The organism is Pseudomonas sp. IT-196MI5, assembly GCF_949767415.1.
Taxonomy (GTDB): domain Bacteria; phylum Pseudomonadota; class Gammaproteobacteria; order Pseudomonadales; family Pseudomonadaceae; genus Aquipseudomonas.
Genome location: NZ_CATKPZ010000001.1, coordinates 59,302 through 79,531, shown reverse-complemented (window position 1 = coordinate 79,531; position 20,230 = coordinate 59,302). Strand labels below are relative to the sequence as shown.

At 61.0% G+C, this 20,230-nt stretch carries 15 protein-coding genes; 4 read left to right on the top strand and 11 right to left on the bottom strand.

Translation table 11 applies throughout. The features are described from left to right. Positions 1-202: 202 nt before the first annotated feature. Positions 203-1,792, top strand: coding sequence for an ABC-F family ATP-binding cassette domain-containing protein (locus ACM6IK_RS00275; RefSeq protein ID WP_414872646.1), 1,590 nt, complete (start codon positions 203-205; stop codon positions 1,790-1,792). A gap of 134 nt (positions 1,793-1,926) precedes the next feature. On the opposite strand, the gene ACM6IK_RS00270 is transcribed toward ACM6IK_RS00275, so the two are convergent. The 7 genes from ACM6IK_RS00270 to ACM6IK_RS00240 all read right to left on the bottom strand — a co-directional run bounded on the left by ACM6IK_RS00270 (position 1,927) and on the right by ACM6IK_RS00240 (position 9,395). Next, positions 1,927-3,576, bottom strand: coding sequence for a BatD family protein (locus ACM6IK_RS00270; protein WP_414872645.1), 1,650 nt, complete (start codon positions 3,574-3,576; stop codon positions 1,927-1,929). Next, positions 3,573-5,300, bottom strand: a complete 1,728-nt coding sequence (locus tag ACM6IK_RS00265) for a tetratricopeptide repeat protein (RefSeq protein ID WP_414872644.1) — start codon at positions 5,298-5,300, stop codon at positions 3,573-3,575. The genes ACM6IK_RS00270 and ACM6IK_RS00265 overlap by 4 nt, the downstream gene beginning before the upstream one ends. Then, the gene (locus ACM6IK_RS00260; protein ID WP_414872643.1) at positions 5,297-6,379 is read right to left on the bottom strand and encodes a vWA domain-containing protein; all 1,083 of its coding nucleotides are present in this window, start codon (positions 6,377-6,379) and stop codon (positions 5,297-5,299) included. The genes ACM6IK_RS00265 and ACM6IK_RS00260 overlap by 4 nt, the downstream gene beginning before the upstream one ends. Beyond that, positions 6,372-6,866 carry a DUF4381 domain-containing protein gene (locus ACM6IK_RS00255; RefSeq protein WP_414872642.1) on the bottom strand — a complete coding sequence of 165 codons (495 nt, stop codon included), beginning with the start codon at positions 6,864-6,866 and terminating at the stop codon, positions 6,372-6,374. The genes ACM6IK_RS00260 and ACM6IK_RS00255 overlap by 8 nt, the downstream gene beginning before the upstream one ends. After that, on the bottom strand, positions 6,863-7,807 hold the full coding sequence (locus ACM6IK_RS00250) for a DUF58 domain-containing protein (RefSeq protein ID WP_414872641.1): 945 nt from the start codon (positions 7,805-7,807) through the stop codon (positions 6,863-6,865). Before ACM6IK_RS00250 ends, ACM6IK_RS00255 begins: the two co-directional genes overlap by 4 nt. Positions 7,808-7,812: 5 nt before the next feature. Further along, positions 7,813-8,772, bottom strand: coding sequence for an AAA family ATPase (locus ACM6IK_RS00245; protein ID WP_108215854.1), 960 nt, complete (start codon positions 8,770-8,772; stop codon positions 7,813-7,815). A 269-nt stretch (positions 8,773-9,041) separates the two neighbouring features. After that, positions 9,042-9,395, bottom strand: a complete 354-nt coding sequence (locus tag ACM6IK_RS00240; RefSeq protein ID WP_414872640.1) for a hypothetical protein — start codon at positions 9,393-9,395, stop codon at positions 9,042-9,044. A gap of 504 nt (positions 9,396-9,899) precedes the next feature. On the opposite strand from ACM6IK_RS00240, the gene ACM6IK_RS00235 reads away from it, so the two are divergent. Next, positions 9,900-14,795, top strand: coding sequence for an NAD-glutamate dehydrogenase (locus ACM6IK_RS00235; RefSeq protein WP_414872639.1), 4,896 nt, complete (start codon positions 9,900-9,902; stop codon positions 14,793-14,795). A gap of 186 nt (positions 14,796-14,981) precedes the next feature. Here ACM6IK_RS00235 and ACM6IK_RS00230 read toward each other — a convergent pair whose 3' ends face one another. From ACM6IK_RS00230 to ACM6IK_RS00215, 4 genes are all read right to left on the bottom strand, one after another. Further along, complete coding sequence (locus ACM6IK_RS00230) at positions 14,982-15,692, bottom strand: ATPase (RefSeq protein WP_414872638.1); 711 nt, start codon at positions 15,690-15,692, stop codon at positions 14,982-14,984. A gap of 228 nt (positions 15,693-15,920) precedes the next feature. Beyond that, positions 15,921-16,331, bottom strand: a complete 411-nt coding sequence (locus ACM6IK_RS00225; protein WP_414872637.1) for a cupin domain-containing protein — start codon at positions 16,329-16,331, stop codon at positions 15,921-15,923. A gap of 186 nt (positions 16,332-16,517) precedes the next feature. Next, on the bottom strand, positions 16,518-16,811 hold the full coding sequence (locus ACM6IK_RS00220) for a putative quinol monooxygenase (protein WP_108215849.1): 294 nt from the start codon (positions 16,809-16,811) through the stop codon (positions 16,518-16,520). A 123-nt stretch (positions 16,812-16,934) separates the two neighbouring features. Then, complete coding sequence (locus ACM6IK_RS00215) at positions 16,935-18,368, bottom strand: PLP-dependent aminotransferase family protein (RefSeq protein ID WP_414872636.1); 1,434 nt, start codon at positions 18,366-18,368, stop codon at positions 16,935-16,937. 205 nt (positions 18,369-18,573) lie between these two features. On the opposite strand from ACM6IK_RS00215, the gene ACM6IK_RS00210 reads away from it, so the two are divergent. Both ACM6IK_RS00210 and ACM6IK_RS00205 read left to right on the top strand, forming a co-directional pair. After that, positions 18,574-19,014: a carboxymuconolactone decarboxylase family protein gene (locus ACM6IK_RS00210; protein ID WP_414872635.1), complete on the top strand. Its 441-nt coding sequence runs from the start codon at positions 18,574-18,576 to the stop codon at positions 19,012-19,014. Between the two features lie 73 nt (positions 19,015-19,087). Next, a complete protein-coding gene (locus ACM6IK_RS00205) occupies positions 19,088-20,068 on the top strand; it encodes a LysR substrate-binding domain-containing protein (protein WP_414872634.1) in 981 nt (326 codons plus the stop codon). Positions 20,069-20,230: the final 162 nt, after the last annotated feature.

The window sequence follows — 20,230 nt, the reverse complement described above, 5'->3', positions numbered from 1 at the left end:
AAGGCAAAAAGAACAGCCTGCGACATCTCCTACAGGATATGCGCATATCCAATGTAGGAACTGCCGCAGGCTGCGATCTTTCGAACTTGTTGTTGGTAGAGGGGCTTGCTTGGTCAAGGTACATTGGGCCTCGGGACGTCTGCTGTTGCGCACCATCAGGGAGTGGTTCAGTGCCTAACCGGCCGAATGAAAAGGAAGTGTCATGACTCAACGGTTACTGCAACTTGATCATGTGTCGTTCAACCTGCCCGACGGGCGCGTTCTGTTCGATCACTTGAACCACACCTTCAGTACCAGGGCCACTGGCATCGTGGGTGCCAATGGCTGTGGCAAGTCTTTGCTTGGCCGGCTCCTGACAGGAGAACAACTGCCCACTAGCGGCATCGTCCGGCGCGAAGGGCGGGTTTACGCCGTCGCGCAATTACTGGAGCCCGAGCGCTATCCCAGCGTCGCCGCACTGGCCGGTGTCGACCATATTCTGGCGGCGCTGGAGCGTATTGCCCAAGGTAGCGTCGACGATGACGACCATGCGCTGGCGGTCGACCAATGGGATTGCGCCACACGCCTTGAGGCGGAACTTCAGCAGATCGGCCTCGGTCACTTGGAAGCCGACGCGCGCACCGACGCACTCAGTGGTGGCGAACGGCAACGGGTGGCGTTACTGGGCGCGTGGCTATCGAGGGCCGACTGGCTCGTTCTCGATGAGCCCAGCAACCACTTGGATATTGATCAGCAACACAAACTTGCGCAGCAGATCGAGCGCTGGCCCAACGGCCTGGTGTTGATCAGCCACGACCGCAGCCTTCTGGAACACGTCAACGAAATTGTCGAGCTTTCACCCCAGGGGCTGGCGGTTTATGGCGGCAACTACAGTCAGTATGCGGCGGCACGCGAGCAGGAGCAGCAGGCGTTCCAGTCGGCATTACAAGGTGAGCGGTCGCAGGCCAAACGTGAGCAACGCGAGATGATCGTACAAATGGAGCGTCAGCACCGGCGTAATGCGCGCGGCGACCGCCAGGCCCGTGACGGCAATCAGACCAAGCTGATCACCAACGCCCAGAAAGAGCGCAGCGAAAACAGTCAGGGAAGATTGCGCCTCAATCAACAGGTTGCCCGGGAACAGCAGCAACAACGGATCGCCGAGGCCCGTGCGCGGTGCGCGCCGGACATTCAACGCATGATGTTGTCTCCGGAAAGCGTAGTGCCCAATGGCAAGCTGATTGTGCAGCTCAACGACGTCATTCTCCCGTTCGGTTACGCGGCGCCGATCAATTTGACGCTGACGGGGCCTATGCGCATGGCACTCCTGGGCGCTAATGGCAGCGGCAAGTCGACCCTGTTGCGAGTGATCGCCGGCCAACTGCCGGTGCGCCAAGGCGAACTCATCCGCAGTTGCCATGTCGGCTGGCTGGATCAACACGCTGGATTGCAGTACCCCGAACGCACGGCGGTGCAATGGCTCTACGAAAGCAATCCTGAATTGCCCGAAGCCGAGGCACGAACCCGCTTGGCGCAGATGGGGATTGATGCTGACCGTGCGATGCTCAAGACCTGCCAGTTGAGTGGCGGCGAACGCCTGAAAATAGCGCTCGCTGCGCAGTTGTATGCACGGCGGCCACCGCAATTGCTGTTGCTGGACGAACCGGATAACCATTTGGATCTGCCCAGTAGAATCGCGCTGGAGCACATGCTTAATCAATACCAAGGGGCATTGATCGTGGTTTCTCATGATTGCGCTTTTTTACAGGCCATTCATCTGGACGCCGAGTTGCATCTCAAAAGCCAGGGTTGACCGTGTCAATGATATCGCCGGCGATTAGTAGCACCAGGCAACTCGATGTGCCTGAAAAATAGTAGAGGAGCGCTTCGCGCCCCAACGGGGCGATGCGGCGTTCCGACAAGCCCCCTCGCCACAAGGATCGGTGTTTACTTCGGATACAGCGGCGGCAACCCACTGTCACCGACCGGATCCTGCACCCGTTCGGCAATCGGGATCGCCTTGATCACCCGCCACAACTCGTCACCTTGCCAGTACTGGCCGGTTTCGCTGTACAGCGCGCCGTTCAGGCCGTCGAGGGCGTTGGACAGGGGCACGAAGCGGGCGGCCATGTCGGCCAGGGTTTCCGGCTGTTGGCGGGCCCAGGCGTCGAGGGCCTGGCGGGTGGCGTGGGAGTCGTTGGCCTGGCAGGCGCGCTTGAGGTCGTCGAGTACGGTGCGCGGGCTCGGGCCGGTTTGCGCGACACGCGCCACCGCCGGTTGCCAGCGGCCACGCCACCAGAGGCCGAAGCCGAGCAGGGTGGTGCAGGCCAGGATCAAGGTGCTGAGCTTCCAGCGCCAGAGTGCTTCGCTGTCGGCGCTGGCATCGATCGGTGAGGCGCCGGCAGGCGTGTCGACCGCCAGGCTCGGATTGGCCGCCACGTGCAGCGTGCGAGCGGGCAGGCTGCTGCGTTCCAGATGGTCTTCGAAGGTGTTCCACCAGACCAGGTCGACGGTGGGCAGCTCGATGGCGCCGGTCCGTGTCGGCACCAGGGCTTCTCGGTCTTCACGACTGCCGACCAGTCCGCGTTCGCTGTTCTGGTTGCCGAGCACCGGTTGATCCGGGTAGCGGCGCAGGCCGCCGGCATCGGTGCCGGGCAGTGGTGGCAGTTGGGTGCTGGACAAGCCTTCGGCCGTCACTGTCAGACTGCGGGTCAGTGAATCGCCGACCTGGGCGTGATCCGGCTCCGGGTTCCAGCTTTCGCTCAGGGTCAGGCTGCGCGCAGGCAGCCAGGGCGCATCGGCCGGATAAGTGATGGGTTTGGCCTTGACCGTCAACTGCAGTTCGGTCGAGGTAACGGGCATCAGCTTGCCGGATTTCGCCCCTTGGGTGGCGTCCTGTGCCGGTTGCGCATCGACCAGCGCGGCGTTGAAGACCTGTGCCGGAATGATCAGTTCGCCGCTGTGTTGCGGGTAGATCGCATAGCGCATTTCGATCACGCCGTGGCGCTGGCCATCGATGTCTTTTTCATAGGTGCGTGAGTCGCCCAATTGCTCGATGCGCGCATCAGGTATCTGCAAGGGCGGCAGGCTGCTGTCGTCGTACAGCGACACCGAATGGTAGATACGCAGGGTCAGGACTGCCTGGGCCTGTACGTACACGCTGGTTTGATCGAGGCTGGCATCGATGAACACCGGGGCCCGGTTATTCGGGTTGTCCGGTGTTTCGCTCTCGACCACTTGCAGGGTGATCGGCTGGCTCTGCAGTTCGCCCAGTTGCAGTGCCGGAATCACCACGCTGCCGTTTTGCCGGGGCAGGAGGGTGACGATCCACCGCGTGGCGGCCTGGTTTTCGCCGCTGAGGGTGTTCAACTGGTTGACCTGGCGTGTGCCGCGCACTTCGAACAACGGCTCCAGCGGTGCCAGGTCGGGTTTGCCGAACTGAGTGACATCGGTGGATTCCAGGGTCAGCTCGACCGTCTCGCCTGAGCTGAGGCGACTGCGGTCCACACTGGCGACCAGTTCTCCTGCCTGCGCCTGGGCGGTGCAGAACAACAGGCCATGCAACAGCGCGAGCAATAAAACGGTGAAGCGGGTCATCGAGTTTCTTCCTGATCCTGATGTTGTTGCTGTTCGTACCAGAATTTGCGCCTGAGCAGTTCACCCGGGTCATCCGGAATCTGCCGCAGCCATTGCTCCAGTGCCTGGCGCTGTTCACCTTCGATGCCGTCGGTGGCCGGGCGCAAGGGTGGTGTAGTGTGTTGTTCGTCACCCAGTTCGCTGCCTGGTACTTCGTTGGTCCCCGGTTTCGGCGGTGTGGTGGGCGGTTGTTGTTCACCCGGGCCGGGCGGTTGCCCATCGTCGCTGCTCGAGGGTTGGGCAGCAGCACCGGGCGGTGGTTCCTGCGATTCGGCTTCGGGCCGGGCGTTGCTGGCGGCGTCTGGTTCAGGAGGGGGTGGCGTGTTTTTCTCCTTGAGCAGACGCTCCACCAGCGCCTTGTTGGTCAGTGCCGGACGCAAATCAGGTTGACGTTCCAGTGCCTGTTCGTAAGCGTCCAGGGCGGCCTCCAGTTCACCACTCTTGGCCAGGGCGTTGCCCCGATTGTAGTGGGCATGGGCATCGTTGCCCTCGGCAAACCGCTCGGCGGCGCCCACGTAGTCTCCGGCTTCATAGAGCGCCACGCCTTGCCACTGATGGTCCTCGAAGCGCCGGGCGGCCTCGGCCGGACGCTTGTGCTTGAGTAATTGCACGCCTTGTTGATCAGGACGCAGCCACAGGTCTGCGAGGTCGAAGGCATAGCTGGGTTGCGGTAGCGCCAATAGCAGCGGCAGGCACAGCAACCAGCCACGACGTCCTGCGCAGGCCGCGAGCAGCAACAGTGGCAGCAGCAGCCAGTAACCCTGGTCAGCCCAGGTATCGAGGCGCAAGGTCTGACCGTCGTTGCGCAAATTGCGCGGACCGTCGAGCAGGCCAAGGGCGTGCAGGTCGCTATCGTCCAGGCGCGCCTGACGAAAGCGTCCATCCAGGTCGTTGACAAAACCTTTCAGGCCGGGCTCGTCGAGGCGCGGCACGAGAATGGCGCCTTGTTCATCCTTGAGGAAGCTGCCGTCTTCCTGAGTGATCGGCGAGCCTTCGGCGGTGCCGATGCCGAGCATCAGAAATTGAGTCGATTTGCCGTTCAGCGCGCGACGGATGCCCAGCCGCTCTGGTTCGGTCAGGGACGAACCCACCAGCAGGATCCGTCCGTCGCCCAAAGCAGCTTGTTCGAGCAGCGCCAGGGCCTTGAGCACCGCCAGATCGGCGCGATGACCGGGCTCTGGCATCAACGACGGTTTCAGCGCATCCAACAGGTTGCGGCTGGTGGAAAGATCATCTGACAGCGGCACCAGCGTGTGGGCACTGCCGGCGTAGACGACAATGGCGGTTTGCGCGTCGCTGCGGACCTGCAGCAGGTCGAACAGCTTGCGCCGGGCCTGTTCCAGCCGATTGGGCATGACGTCGGTGGCGAGCATTTCCGGGGTCAGTTCAAGAACCACCACCAACGGATCCGCGGGTTTCTGGCTGGTTTGCTCGACGCGTTCCCAGCCCGGGCCCAACAGCGCGAGCACGGTCAACAGCCACGCTACGCCGAGCGCGACCCAGGGCAGTTTACTGTCGCGACCACTGCCGCCGCTGAGCAGTGCCGAGTGAAAGGCCGGCGGCAGGATCATCTGCCAGCGCCCGGCGCGCTTCTTGCGGTGCCAGAGTTGCCAGAGCAACCAGCCAAGCACTGGCAGCAACAGTAGCCACCAGGGCCGGAACCAGTAGGGCCACAGCGCACTCATCGGCGCCTCCGCAGACGCAGGCGTTTAAGACGCTGGCGCCAGTCGGGCAGCAATTGCGTTTGCAAATACAGATCCTTGGTAAACAGGCGTTGCAACGGGTTGTCCGGCCAGAGTACGGGAACCACCAGCAGTATGCTCAAGCACAGCGCCAAGGCGAGCGGCCAGTGATACAACGCTTGAGTCGGGCGGGCCTGGGTGGGTTGTTGGGCCACGGGCTCCAGTTGGTCAAGGGTGTCCTTGATCGACTGCAGTTCCTTGCCATCGTGGGCGCGGAAATACCGGCCGCCGGTGGCTTCGGCGATGGCTTTCAGGGAAGGCTCGTCGAGGTCCAGGCTCGGATTGACACCGAGAAACCCCACGGAGCCACTTTGTTCCGGATCGGCACCGATGCCGATCGGGTAGATTTTCACACCTTCCTGGGCCGCCAGTCGGGCGGCGGTGAGCGGATCGATTTCACCGCCATTGTTGGCGCCGTCGGTGACCAGTATCAGCACGCGGCTTGTTGCCGGACGCAAACGCAGGCGTTTGAGGGCCAGGCCGATAGCATCGCCGATGGCGGTGTTTTTGCCGGCAATGCCGATGCGCGCTTCGTCGAGCCAGACGCGTACGGTGTGGCGGTCGAAGGTCAGCGGTGCCTGCAGGTAGGCCCGGCTGCCAAACAGGATCAGGCCGATGCGGTCACCTTCGCGACTTTCGAGGAAGTCGCCGAGCAGGTGCTGGACCAACGACAGTCGACTCATATCTTCGTCCTGCCACTGCATGTCAGGGAAATCCATGGAGCCGGAAACGTCCACCGCCACCAGCAGATCGCGGCCGCTGGCGGCGATCGGCAAGGGTTCGCCGAGCCACTGCGGGCGCGCCGCCGCGACCAGCAGTAACATCCACAGCAAAATGAACGGCGCCTGTTGGCGCCATGCCGGCAGGTTGGCCCGGGCGCGACGCCCGGCGAGGCCTTCGAGATCGCTCAGGAAGCTGACCTTGAGTGCCGGTTCGCCACTGTCGGCCACCGGCAATACGATGCGCATCAGCCAGGGCAGCGGCAGCAGGGCAAAAATCCACGGCCAGGCAAATTCAAACATGTTTGCGAATCCATGTGTCGACGGCCTGGGTCAGGCCGGCGATTGCCTTGTCGTCGAGCTTGCATTCGGGTTTGTAGGCGCCTTCCACAAGCACCATCCAGCGAGTCAGCCCGGCCGCCGGGCAGCGGTTGTCGAGGAACGCCAGCCATTTGCGGCCGTTGAGGGTATGGCTCTGGCTGTAGGGGTAATGGTTGCGGCACAGGCGTTTGAGCAAGCCGTTGAGTTGCTGCAGCCAGGCACCGGCTGGCGCACCGTCGTAGGGTTTGGGCATCAAGGCCAGCTCCGCCAGGGCGGCAACGCGCACCGGGTCAAGCGGCTGTTCAGCACGTACCACTGGGCGCTTGTCCAGAATAAAGCGACGCAGCTTCCACAGGGCCAAACCGATCAGTGGCACCAATAAAAGCAGCACCCACCAACCCGGTGCCGGAGGCCAGAATTCCACCGGTGGCGGGGATATCAGGGGTTGCAGTTGATCAAGGCTGCTCATCGACCTTTCCCCGGTTTCTGTGGGTTCAGGTATTCGCGCAGTTGTTCGACCATCTCGCTCTGAGTGCTCAAAGGCATCATCAGTACCCGAAGTTTCTGCGCGAGCAGCTCCCAGCGAGCGATGCGTGCTTCGGCCTGGGCCCGGTAAGTCTGGCGCAGGTCGAAATTCAGCGTATCGAGTTCCAGTTGCGCTCCACGCTCGGCGAAACGTAAAAGTCCCGCGGCGGGCAGGGCATGATCCAGCGGGTCGGACACCGGCAGCAGCAACAGGTCGCAATGACGCGACAACAGGCTCAGCTGTTGCTCGGCGCTGTCCGATAGCGCGCGTTCATCGCAAATCACAATCACCAGGCTGCCCGGGCGGGACACTTCCCGGGCGCGGCGCAGGGCGATACCAAAGGCATCACGGTCCGGCTCGCTTTCGCTGTTCAGCGACTGATTGACCCGCACCAGCCGGTTGAGCAGCTGCAGCAGGCTTTGCTTGCTGCGCCGAGGCTTGATTTCGTAGTGCTGATTGTCGCCATACACCAGCCCGCCGACCCGGTCGTTATGCCCCAGGGCTGCCCAACCGATCAGGCTCGCGGCCTGTGCGGCGAGCACTGACTTGAACATCAGGCCCGAGCCAAAAAACAGCCGGCGGCTTTGCTCGACCATGATGAAAATCGGCCGCTCACGTTCTTCGTGGAACAGCTTGGTGTGAGGCTCCTGGGTGCGTGCGGTCACGCGCCAGTCAATGGTGCGCACATCGTCGCCGGCCTGATAGACCCGCACCTGATCGAAGTCGACGCCACGCCCGCGCAATTTGGAATGGTGCAGGCCGATCAGCGGGCTGCGTTGGCTCGGCGTGGAAAACAGCTGCACTTCGCGCACGCGATGGCGCATCTCGATCAGGTCGGCGAGGCTGACACGGATGCCCGGCTCGGGCGGCAGGCTGGCTTTCATCGGGGTCAAGCGACGGCTACGACGTCGAGAATCCGCTGGACCACCCGGTCCTGGTCGATGCCAGCGGCTTCGGCTTCAAAGGAAAGAATGATGCGATGGCGCAGCACGTCGAACAGCACGGCCTGTATGTCTTCCGGGCTGACGAAGTCGCGCCCGGCCAGCCAGGCGTGGGCGCGGGCGCAGCGGTCCAGGGCAATCGAACCGCGCGGGCTGGCGCCGTAGGCGATCCACTCGGCCATTTCCGGATCGAACTTGGCCGGGGTGCGGGTGGCCATGACCAGTTGCACCAGGTATTCCTCCACGGCGTCGGCCATGTACAAACCGAGGATTTCCTTGCGTGCGGCGAAGATCGTCTGTTGGGTAACCCGACGCTCAGGCTTCGCTTCGCCGTTCAGGGCTTCGCCACGGGCCTGTTGCAGGATCTTGCGTTCAACCGTCGCGTCCGGGAAACCGATCTTCACGTGCATCAGGAAGCGGTCGAGCTGGGCTTCGGGCAGCGGGTAGGTGCCTTCCTGCTCGATAGGGTTCTGCGTGGCCATCACCAAAAACAAGGGCGACAGTTCATAGGTGCTGCGCCCGACACTGACTTGCCGCTCGCCCATGGCTTCGAGCAAGGCCGACTGAACCTTGGCCGGGGCGCGGTTGATTTCGTCCGCCAGTACCAGGTTGTGGAAAATCGGGCCTTGCTGGAACACGAAACTGCCGGTTTCCGGGCGGTAGATTTCCGTACCGGTAATGTCGGCCGGCAACAGGTCAGGGGTGAACTGGATGCGGTGGAACTGGGCTTCGATGCCTTCGGCGAGTTCTTTGATGGCCTTGGTCTTGGCCAGGCCAGGGGCGCCCTCGACCAGCATGTGGCCGTCGGCGAGCAGGGCGATGAGCAAGCGCTCGATGAGTTTTTCCTGGCCGAGAATCTGCGTTGAAAGAAAGGTTCGCAGCGCGAGCAGCGCTTCACGATGTTCCATCGATGACTGTTCCTGCAAAAGGGTGGCCGAGGACGTTCGAAGTACGCCAGGGCCGGGGGCGTTACTTTAATCCATCGCGGGGGGCGGCGACTAACGGCATTTTGCGCAAAGTGCGGGAAATGATTGGGGTAATTGCTGGATTTTTGTAGCAGGGGAGTGATCGGGTGGCTGTGCCGGCCCCATCGCGAGCAGGCTCACTCCTACATTGACGGTGTACGACGATCAATTGTAGGAGTGAGCCTGCTCGCGATGAGGGCAGATCAAACACCTCAAATCTGGCTGATAAAGGTACCGGTACCCTTAAGAATGTTCTGCAAGGTCTCTTCCACTTCAGCCAGATCCACCATGTCCGGATTGAAGGTGATCTCCAACACATCATCCCCATTCAACGCATCAGCATCAGCTGCGGCAATTTCGATCTTCAGCAGCGCAGGGCTGAGGGTGACTTTCACGCCATCAAGCGTCGAAGGTTCGCCGTCGAGGGTGATTTCCAGCTCGTCTTCATCGGGGTAGCGGCTCATCAGGAACATTTCGCCCTGGTCGCTGTGGCAGCAAAGCATGGCCATGTTGTCTTCTTCGTCGTCGCAAGGGTTGACGATCAAGAGGGCGGTTTTCATTTTCATGGGAAATTCCTGGCCCGGCGGGCGTGGTAAACGCAACAAAAGGCGATTTTGCCAGCCCGCGCAGATTTCTGCTCGTCCGAGTGTCAAAGATCCGGTCGTGGACGGAGAGAGTGTTACTGGTCATTTCTGGTACGCATGTCCCGTAAAACCGGACGAAAAGCCGTCATTTTTCTGTGCGAATGCTAGTGTTGTTCGATGCGCGTGCCTTGAGCTGCGTACCGATGACCGAATATGTCGCAGCACCGCAAGCATGGGCCTTGCCGCACTCGTTAAGCTGCGCAACGGATGAGCACCCGTAAAAACATTGTGCTGCACCCGGCCCAGTCGTTTTTGCAGATGCCCATTCACGGAAGGTGAATGTGACCTGAGTGTCTCGTCCAGCTTCACCCACCTGTCGCCCTGTTTCCTCTGCCCGAGAATCAGGAGCCGGGTGACGGGTAGCCCCGAACAGGGGCTTTGCACGCGACGCTTCCATCAATAACAAGCCCAAGCGGAGTACCACAGATGGCGTTCTTCACCGCAGCCAGCAAAGCCGACTTCCAGCACCAACTGCAAGCGGCACTGGCGCAGCACATCAGTGAACAGGCACTGCCACAAGTGGCGCTGTTCGCTGAACAATTCTTCGGCATCATTTCCCTTGACGAGCTGACCCAGCGTCGGTTGTCCGACCTTGCTGGCTGCACCCTTTCTGCATGGCGCCTGCTTGAGCGCTTCGATCACGCGCAACCGCAAGTGCGCGTCTTCAACCCCGATTACGAACGCCACGGCTGGCAGTCGACCCACACCGCGGTCGAAGTGTTGCACCACGACCTGCCATTCCTGGTGGACTCGGTGCGCACCGAGCTGAACCGCCGCGGCTACAGCATCCATACCCTGCAAACCACCGTGCTCAGCGTGCGTCGTGGCAGCAAGGGCGAGCTGTTGGAAATCCTGCCCAAAGGCACCCAGGGCGACGACATTCAGCAAGAATCGCTGATGTTCCTGGAAATCGACCGCTGCGCCAACACCGCCGAGCTCAATGTCCTGAGCAAAGAGCTGGAGCAGGTACTCGGTGAAGTCCGCGTGGCCGTTGGCGATTTCGAGCCGATGAAGGCCAAGGTCCAGGACATCCTGACCATGCTGGACAACAGCCAGTTCGCCGTCGATGCCGATGAGAAGAGCGAAATCAAGAGCTTCCTGGAATGGCTGGTGGGTAACCACTTCACCTTCCTGGGCTACGAAGAGTTCGTGGTCAGCGATGAAGCCGATGGCGGCCACATCGTCTATGACAAGGACTCCTTCCTCGGCCTGACCAAACTGCTGCGCGCCGGCCTGACCTACGATGACCTGCGCATCGAAGACTACGCCGTGAACTACCTGCGCGAACCGACCCTGCTGTCGTTCGCCAAGGCTTCGCACCCAAGCCGTGTCCACCGTCCGGCTTACCCGGATTTCGTGTCGATCCGTGAAGTTGATGCCAACGGCAAGGTCATCAAGGAATGCCGTTTCATGGGCCTGTACACCTCGTCGGTGTATGGCGAGAGCGTGCGGGTGATCCCGTACATCCGCCGCAAGGTCGAGGAAGTCGAACGCCGTTCCGGCTTCCAGGCCAAGGCTCACCTGGGCAAGGAACTGGCGCAGGTGCTCGAAGTGCTGCCGCGCGACGATCTGTTCCAGACCCCGGTGGACGAGCTGTTCAGCACCGTGATGTCGATCGTGCAGATTCAGGAACGCAACAAGATTCGCGTGTTCCTGCGCAAAGACCCGTACGGCCGTTTCTGCTACTGCCTGGCCTACGTGCCGCGCGACATCTATTCCACCGAAGTGCGCCAGAAGATCCAGCAAGTGCTGATGGATCGCCTGAAAGCGACCGATTGCGAGTTCTGGACATTCTTCTCCGAGTCCGTGCTGGCCCGCGTGCAGCTGATCCTGCGCGTCGACCCGAAAAACCGCCTCGACATCGACCCGCTGCTGCTGGAAAAAGAAGTGGTGCAGGCCTGCCGCAGCTGGCAGGACGACTACTCCGCCCTGACCATCGAAAGCTTCGGCGAAGCCCACGGCACCAACGTGCTGGCTGACTTCCCGAAAGGCTTCCCGGCCGGCTACCGCGAGCGTTTTGCCGCTCACTCGGCAGTGGTCGATATGCAGCACTTGCTGAGCCTCAACGAAAAAAATCCGCTGGTGATGAGCTTCTACCAGCCGCTGGGCCAGGTGTCCGGCCAGCGCATGCTGCACTGCAAGCTGTACCACGCCGATACCCCGCTGGCGTTGTCCGATGTACTGCCAATCCTGGAAAACCTCGGCCTGCGCGTGCTGGGTGAATTCCCGTACCGCCTGCGGCACAACAGTGGCCGCGAGTTCTGGATTCACGATTTCGCGTTCACTGCCGCCGAAGGCCTGGAACTCGACATCCAGCAACTCAACGACACGCTGCAGGACGCATTCGTCCACATCGTGCGTGGCGATGCCGAGAACGATGCGTTCAACCGCCTCGTGCTGACCGCCGGCCTGCCATGGCGCGACGTGGCGCTGCTGCGTGCCTACGCCCGCTACATGAAGCAGATTCGTCTGGGCTTCGACCTGGGCTACATCGCCAGCACCCTGAACAACCACACCGACATCGCTCGCGAGCTGACCCGGTTGTTCAAGACCCGTTTCTACCTGGCGCGCAAGCTGACCGGCGACGATCTGGACGACAAGCAGCAACGCCTGGAACAGGCGATTCACAGCGCCCTGGACGACGTCCAGGTACTGAACGAAGACCGCATCCTGCGTCGCTACCTGGACCTGATCAAGGCCACCCTGCGTACCAACTTCTACCAGACCGATGCCAACGGCCATAACAAGTCGTACTTTAGCTTCAAGTTCAACCCGCACTTGATTCCCGAACTGCCCAAGCCGGTACCGAAGTTCGAAATCTTCGTCTACTCGCCGCGTGTCGAAGGCGTGCACCTGCGCTTCGGCAACGTCGCTCGTGGCGGCCTGCGCTGGTCCGACCGTGAAGAAGACTACCGCACCGAAGTCCTGGGCCTGGTAAAAGCCCAGCAAGTGAAGAACTCGGTGATCGTGCCGGTGGGCGCGAAGGGCGGCTTCCTGCCGCGTCGCCTGCCACTGGGCGGCAGCCGTGACGAGATCGCGGCCGAGGGCATCGCCTGCTACCGCATCTTCATTTCGGGCCTGCTGGACATCACCGACAACCTGAAGGATGGCGCCCTGGTGCCACCGGCCAACGTCGTGCGTCATGACCACGATGACCCGTACCTGGTAGTCGCGGCGGACAAGGGCACTGCGACCTTCTCCGACATCGCCAACGGTATCGCCATCGACTACGGCTTCTGGCTGGGTGACGCGTTTGCGTCCGGTGGTTCGGCCGGTTACGACCACAAGAAAATGGGCATCACCGCCAAGGGCGCGTGGGTCGGCGTACAGCGCCACTTCCGCGAGCGCGGCATCAATGTCCAGGAAGACAGCATCACTGTGGTGGGCGTCGGCGACATGGCCGGCGACGTGTTCGGCAACGGCTTGCTGATGTCCGACAAGCTGCAACTGGTTGCCGCGTTCAACCACCTGCACATTTTCATCGACCCGAACCCTGAGCCTGCCAATAGCTTCGCTGAGCGTCAGCGTCTGTTTGACCTGCCGCGTTCGGCCTGGTCGGATTACGACACCAGCATCATGTCCGAAGGCGGCGGGATCTTCTCCCGTAGCGCGAAAAGCATCGCGATTTCCCCGCAGATGAAAGAGCGCTTCGACATTCAGGCCGACAAGCTGACCCCGACCGAACTGCTGAACGCCTTGCTCAAGGCGCCAGTGGATCTGCTGTGGAATGGCGGTATCGGTACGTACGTCAAGGCCAGCAGCGAAAGCCACGCCGATGTCGGCGACAAGGCTAACGATGCACTGCGCGTGAACGGCAACGAACTGCGCTGCAAAGTCGTGGGCGAGGGCGGTAACCTGGGCATGACCCAACTGGGTCGCGTCGAGTTCGGCCTCAATGGCGGCGGTTCCAACACCGACTTCATCGACAACGCCGGTGGGGTGGACTGCTCCGACCACGAAGTGAACATCAAGATCCTGCTGAACGAAGTGGTTCAGGCCGGCGACATGACCGACAAGCAACGTAACCAGTTGCTGGCGAGCATGACCGACGAAGTCGGTGGTCTGGTGCTGGGCAACAACTACAAGCAGACTCAGGCCCTGTCCCTGGCAGCCCGTCGCGCCTTGCCGCGGATTGCCGAATACAAGCGCTTGATGAACGACCTGGAAGGTCGCGGCAAGCTGGATCGCGCCATCGAGTTCCTGCCGGCCGAAGATGCAATCACCGAGCGCATCGCCGCAGGCCACGGCCTGACGCGCGCCGAGCTGTCGGTGCTGATCTCGTACAGCAAGATCGACCTCAAGGAGCAGTTGCTGGGCTCCCTGGTGCCGGACGACGACTACCTGACCCGCGACATGGAAACCGCTTTCCCGCCAACCCTGGTGAGCAAGTTCTCCGCGGCCATGCGTCGTCACCGTCTGAAGCGTGAAATCGTCAGCACCCAGATCGCCAACGATCTGGTCAACCACATGGGCATTACCTTCGTTCAGCGACTCAAGGAGTCGACCGGCATGAGCCCGGCGAACGTGGCCGGCGCCTACGTGATCGTGCGCGACATTTTCCACCTCCCGCACTGGTTCCGTCAGATCGAGAACCTGGACTACCAGGTCTGCGCCGACGTGCAACTGGAGCTGATGGACGAGCTGATGCGTCTGGGCCGCCGCGCCACGCGCTGGTTCCTGCGTGCCCGTCGCAACGAGCAGAACGCTGCCCGTGACGTCGCCCACTTCGGTCCGCACCTGAAGGAGTTGGGCCTCAAGCTCGACGAGTTGCTCAGTGGCGAGATCCACGAAACCTGGCAGGCCCGTTACCAGGCGTACGTCGCAGCCGGTGTACCGGAGCTGCTGGCGCGCATGGTGGCTGGCACCTCGCACCTGTACACCTTGCTACCGATCATCGAGGCCTCCGACGTGACCGGCCAGGACCCTGCGGACGTGGCCAAGGCCTACTTCGCCGTGGGCAGTGCGCTGGACATCACCTGGTACATGCAACAGATCAGCGCTCTGCCGGTTGAAAACAACTGGCAGGCCCTGGCCCGTGAAGCGTTCCGTGATGACGTCGACTGGCAGCAACGTGCGATCACCATCTCGGTCCTGCAGCAGGGCGATGGTACCCAGGACGTGGAAACACGCCTGGCACTGTGGATGGATCAGCACGAGAGCATGATCGAACGCTGGCGCGCCATGCTGGTGGAAATCCGTGCCGCCAGCGGCACCGACTACGCCATGTACGCGGTGGCCAACCGCGAACTGCTGGACCTGGCATTGAGCGGTCAAGCGGTAGTGCCTGCCGCTGTCGCCGCCGAGCTGGAACCGGCTGCCTGATCAGGCGTTGAATGAAAAAGCCCGCATCGAGAGATGCGGGTTTTTTTTGACCTGGGTTTTGTGGTGGCTGACCGGGCCCCATCGCGAGCAGGCTCGCTCCCACAGTCATTCTTCAGTGAACACAGATTTTGTGTACAACAGAAGCCCACTGTGGGAGCGAGCCTGCTCGCGATGGAGCCATTGAAGTCAATACAACTTCTGGCTGGATTTATTATCAACCATCGACACATTACTTGTCGGGCTGGTCAATAAATTGCTGAGCGACTGGTCAAACTTTTGCAGTGCCCTTACTTGCACATTTTGTTGCTCGTTAATGTCGGCAACTATCTCCTCGCTGCGTTTAAAGTCTGCCCAAACCGGACTAAGTGCCTTGGCGTCATGACCTTGTGCAGTACCGATGTAGTTGAAATTCTTGTCATAAAAGTCCGCACGGACATCCGCCTGGATATCCGAACTGCGCGAGGTCATCAGTTGACTGCGGGTGTCGACCACTGCCATCACATCCGGTTTCGCTGCCCTGAGGCTCTGAATGTCCGGGTATACGATAACCGAGCCAAATTGCCGCTGCAGGGAGGCCTTGACCCAATCCACCGCCTGGTCTGGCCTGGAGGTGGCTACGTAGGCGTCATGAATCGGCTGCACCAGCAGGCTCTGGCCGAAACCGGTGCCGGCGTTGGCTTGATAATCCCGAAGGTAGGCACGATTGGTCTGAGTGGATTGGCTGTAGATAACGCCCAACGAAACATGGCTACCGTTGGTAATGCGGGTGGCACCGCTGCGGCCCACCGGTTCGGTGAAAATACCGTTCAGCGAAGAGACCGCCGTGGGCGCGGTGGGGATCGAGCAGCCGGTTAATACAACAGCCATGGTCAACGTACTGGCAAGCGCAAGTTTCATGGTGTTTCTCCAGTGAAACAATTTTAGTCGAGAGTTGAATTGCCGGTGCTGTTCCGGCGGTGACTCAAGACTAAACCCTGGTTGATTTATTTAAATGGCCAATAACCACGCTTGTCAGGTGACCAATAGTTTTGTTTGGTTTAAAAGTCTTCGGTTAATTGCGTGAGGAAATAAAAAGTCCCGAATCGGCGATTTGAGCCTTTTTATTTATAGCTGTACGTTCAGCCATCAGTGTTCCAATGGGATCAACACTTTCTCGTCGGGGGCCAATACCATGAACACCAGCAACTTGGCCGGCCTGGTTGCGCTGGCGTTTTTCGATACCAGGTGTTCCGACCCCGCCGGCTCATACCAGAACTCACCGGCCTTGTAGGTTCTCGCCGGCTCGCCCTGGACCTGAGAAACGATTGCTCCCGAGGTGACGTAGGCCATGGTGGAGCCATCGTGTTTGTGGGCGATGGACGACTGACCGGGTTGGTAATCGACTTCGATCATCAGCGCTTTTTTACCGGGGGCGTTCTTCAGCATTTCGTCCTGCAGGACAGTCACCTTTTCCGAAGGATCATGGGCAAAAGCCGATGCACAAAACATCAGGGCCAGGGCGGCAAGGGGGGCAGCACAGAAGCGCAACACGTTCATGGTTCTTTACCTGCGGTGAGTTAGTTGTCGAAAACAACAGTAGTGCGCAAGTAATAGAGGTTAAACAGCCAATATTCGGGAAGGCGAGGGGACCAATTAACCGGCGTTAAAAGCAAAGATCGCAGCCTGCGGCAGCTCCTACGGAGAATTCCGTGCAGGAGCTGCCGCAGGCTGCGATCTTTGTTTTTAAACGATCGGAAAGCTGTTGAAGTCCACGGCATTGGCCAGTTGGCTATCGATCAGGCTGATAAAACCCTGGACCTGCGGGCAGTTGAAATGCGATCGCATGGCCGCTTCCGATTGCCAGTGGGCGCTGACGGTCCAGCGATTGGTGTCCTCGGGGCAGCGGTCGACCATATAGGATTCGCAGCCCGGTAGTTCACGCAGGGTTTCGACAATCTTTTGCAGTTGCTTACCCAGTTCATCCGAGCGGCCGGCGGCGGCCTGTACCTGTACGGTATTGATCACTTCATGGGACATTGCTCACACTCCTGAATCAAGCCGGACGAATCCTGCTCATTGAGGGATAACGCCTATGCAGGATAGGCCTGCCCCCGTGGACCGCCAATAGCCAATCGCCGGATAAAGCCGCAGGCCAATCCGTCAGGCCACCTGCTGCAGAATGTCGCGCAAACGGTCCAGGGCGATGTCGATGTCAAGGGTTTCGATGGCGCCAAAACCGAGGAAAAGCCCGGCCGTGGGCGCTTGCTGATAGAAAAAACTGTCGATGGCATAGAGCCCGACTTCGACTTTTTTCGCCAGCTCGATCACCAATGGAATATCCATCGGCACTTTGCACATCACCACCATGTGGAAACCGGCGGTGGTCGGCACCGCCTCGAGCCAGGGCGAGAGATCGCCGGCCATGCGTGCCAGGATTCGCTCGCGGCGCCCGGCATAGATCGTATGGCAGCGCCGGATGTGCTTGAGCAGGCAGCCTTCGGCGATGAACTTGGCCAACGCCCATTGCGGCAGGGTCGAAGTGTGCAGGTCGGTGAGCTGTTTGGCACGCACCACGGCCTCGAGGATCGCTGGCGGCAGGATCGCATAGCCCAGACGCAGTTCCGGCAACAGGGTTTTCGAGAACGTTCCGACGTACGCGACGATCCCCCGTTCATCCATGCTTTGCAGGGAATCGGCAGGACGGCCCTCGTAGCGGAATTCGCTGTCGTAGTCGTCTTCGATGATGATCGCGCCCAGCTCATGGGCCTTGGCCAGCAGGGCGACCCGTCGCGCCTGGCTCATCGGCATGCCCAGCGGGAACTGGTGCGAAGGGGTGACGTAGATCAGGCGCGTACCGCGAGGAATCTGGTCCACCACAATGCCTTCGGCGTCCACCGGCATGCCAATCACCGTGGCGCCATGGCTGCCGAACAGCAGCCGCGCCGGTGGGTAGCCCGGGTCTTCCATGGCGACCAGGCTACCCGGACTGATCAGCACCCTGGCGATCAGGTCCAGCGCCTGCTGCGCGCCATTGCACACCACCACATCCTCATCCTGGCAATTGACCCCGCGGGAGAACGCGATGTGCCGGGCAATGGCGTTGCGCAGGGCTGGCAAGCCCTCTGGCAGGCTGTAGAGGCCTTTGGAACCGGCAATCTGGCGCAGTGCGTGAGAGGTGCAGCGTCGCCAGTCATCCTGGGGAAACTGGCCCTTGCCGGTGGCGCCGCCGATGAAGTCGTAGCGCAGCGAGCCCTCAAGCGTCGGGTGACGCAGAAACACCGGCAGGTTGCGCCAGGATTCGATCACCTCGAAACCGGCAAGCTCGCTATGGCTCTGTTTACGCTGCACCTTCGAAGTGCGCGCGTTGACGTAAGTGCCTTTGCCGACCACGCCGGTGAGGAAGTTTTCGTAGGTCAGCTGGGAGTAGGTATCGGAAATGGTCTTGCGCGAAATACCCAATTGCTCGGCCAGCAAACGGCTGGGCGGCAGTTGCGTCCCGGCGGTCAGGCGACCGGACTCGATGGCGCTGCGCAGTTGGTTGTACAGCTGGCCGGCCAGGTCCTTGCGGCCGTTGATGACAACATGTAGTTCCATACCGGCGAGGCTCCGGGGCTGTTGAGGCGCGTGTGCGTCGCGCAAGATTACCCCTATCCGCTGGTGGTACAGAAGTTGTGCAGTGGAAAAACCGTCAATGGGTCTGGCGGGGGTGGTCCCCGGGGAATTCGCCTGATTGGATCTGTCATGCCTGCGTGCCAGCGGCTACCGTGAAGGTCACATCACTGCTGCACGAGATCGCTCCATGACCCTTCGCCTGGATTACTACAGCGCGTCCCCCAAAGCGATGAAAGCCATGATCGCGATGGAGGCCCTGACCAGCAGCCTGAGCATCGAGCAGGGCCTGCTGCACCTGATCAAGATTCGTGCTTCGCAGCTCAATGGCTGTGCCTTTTGCACTGACATGCATTCGGTGGATGCACGGCGCCTGGGCGAAAGCGATCGGCGCCTCTATTGCATAGTGGTCTGGCGCGACAGTAATTTTTTCAATCCGCGGGAAAGAGCTGCGCTGGCCTGGACCGAGGCGGTCACTTTGCTCTCCGAAAGCCACGTGCCGGACGATGTCTACACCCTGACCCGGGAGCAGTTCAGTGAAAGCGAAATGGTCGACTTGACCATCGCCGTCACCACCATTAACAGCTGGAACCGCCTGGCCGTGAGCTTTCGCCAGACGCCCAGCACCTGAGCCTTTGTCATGGCAGGTTCATGAATGATCCGCAGGATGCAACTGTCAGTGTCAGATCGACAGGGAGTCCTCGATGTCAGTCATGGAAACCAGCACCCGCCTGGGGGCTACCGAGTATCGTGTAGCCATTGAAAAAAACACCTCCTGGCGCCAGTTGGCAGCAGGTATCGACCCCGAACAGGCGCTGTGTTTCACCGCCAGCGCCCGTTGCGGTTGCTTCATGCAGGCCGCCCGCAGTCTCAATCTCAAGGCCACCCGCCTGCGCAGGCAGCTGGTGCTGCTGGAGACGCAGCTCGAGTGTTCACTGTTCAACCATTCAGACAATGGTTTGAGCCTCAGCCGCGATGGCTTGCGTTTGCACGCACAATTGATCGCCCTGGCCCATGAGCGCAATTTGCCGGTGATCGAGCAGCCGTTGATTCGGCTGGCCGTGGCGGATTCGATCCTGCATGACCTTCTCGGACGCGGCCTGGTTGCACTGCTGCGGCGTAACGCCAGCGTGCGGCTGGACATCATCACGCTCGACAGCGAATTGTCATTGCAGGCGGTCAGCGCCGACGTGGTGGTGTGGCTGGGCGAGACCGAGTCGCCGTCACCGGGGCCAAGCTTTGCCACCACTGAACCCCGGCGTCTGGTGCAACTGGATTACCTGCCGCACATTGCCAAGCGCTACTCGCGGGTCGCTTCCAGGCCGGAATGCGTGGATGACCTGGCCGGTTTTCTCCTGGTGCAATGGCAGCAGGACGGCCAGGTTGAAAGCTTGCGGCCATGGAATGCGCTGGTGGATCAGCGCCTGGCCGGAGCGGTGCAACTGCGATCCTGGGAGCTGATGCTGGAGATGATCCGTTGCAGTGCCTGCATCGGCCTGCTGCCGCACTACATGAGCCACTTCGACCGCGGGCTGATTGCCTTGCCGGGCCTGTTTGACCAGCCGATGCGACGTCAGGTGTGGATGGCGGTCAACGCCCATTCCGGGGGCGACGCGCAGGTACGGATGATCGTCGAATTGATCGAAAACACCTTCAACGAGCGCCGGGCGTGGTTCGAAAGCTGAACGCAATCAAAATGTGGGAGCGGGCTTGCTCGCGAAGAGGCCAGCACCTTCAACATCAATGTCGCCTGAACTGACGCCTTCGCGAGCAAGCCCGCTCCCACATTGGTTCTCGCCATACCCGAAGGTCGCGTTATAGAGTGAACGGCCATGTCTGCTTCAAGG

Bases quoted from the DNA above. Each gene is read 5' to 3' on its own strand.
- ACM6IK_RS00205 (WP_414872634.1), top strand. From the start codon at position 19,088: ATGTCAGTCATGGAAACCAGCACCCGCCTGGGGGCTACCGAGTATCGT.
- ACM6IK_RS00235 (WP_414872639.1), top strand. From the start codon at position 9,900: ATGGCGTTCTTCACCGCAGCCAGCAAAGCCGACTTCCAGCACCAACTG.
- ACM6IK_RS00250 (WP_414872641.1), bottom strand. From the start codon at position 7,807: ATGAAAGCCAGCCTGCCGCCCGAGCCGGGCATCCGTGTCAGCCTCGCC.
- ACM6IK_RS00230 (WP_414872638.1), bottom strand. From the start codon at position 15,692: ATGAAACTTGCGCTTGCCAGTACGTTGACCATGGCTGTTGTATTAACC.
- ACM6IK_RS00240 (WP_414872640.1), bottom strand. From the start codon at position 9,395: ATGAAAATGAAAACCGCCCTCTTGATCGTCAACCCTTGCGACGACGAA.
- ACM6IK_RS00255 (WP_414872642.1), bottom strand. From the start codon at position 6,866: ATGAGCAGCCTTGATCAACTGCAACCCCTGATATCCCCGCCACCGGTG.
- ACM6IK_RS00245 (WP_108215854.1), bottom strand. From the start codon at position 8,772: ATGGAACATCGTGAAGCGCTGCTCGCGCTGCGAACCTTTCTTTCAACG.
- ACM6IK_RS00225 (WP_414872637.1), bottom strand. From the start codon at position 16,331: ATGAACGTGTTGCGCTTCTGTGCTGCCCCCCTTGCCGCCCTGGCCCTG.
- ACM6IK_RS00210 (WP_414872635.1), top strand. From the start codon at position 18,574: ATGACCCTTCGCCTGGATTACTACAGCGCGTCCCCCAAAGCGATGAAA.
- ACM6IK_RS00260 (WP_414872643.1), bottom strand. From the start codon at position 6,379: ATGTTTGAATTTGCCTGGCCGTGGATTTTTGCCCTGCTGCCGCTGCCC.
- ACM6IK_RS00265 (WP_414872644.1), bottom strand. From the start codon at position 5,300: ATGAGTGCGCTGTGGCCCTACTGGTTCCGGCCCTGGTGGCTACTGTTG.
- ACM6IK_RS00270 (WP_414872645.1), bottom strand. From the start codon at position 3,576: ATGACCCGCTTCACCGTTTTATTGCTCGCGCTGTTGCATGGCCTGTTG.
- ACM6IK_RS00220 (WP_108215849.1), bottom strand. From the start codon at position 16,811: ATGTCCCATGAAGTGATCAATACCGTACAGGTACAGGCCGCCGCCGGC.
- ACM6IK_RS00275 (WP_414872646.1), top strand. From the start codon at position 203: ATGACTCAACGGTTACTGCAACTTGATCATGTGTCGTTCAACCTGCCC.
- ACM6IK_RS00215 (WP_414872636.1), bottom strand. From the start codon at position 18,368: ATGGAACTACATGTTGTCATCAACGGCCGCAAGGACCTGGCCGGCCAG.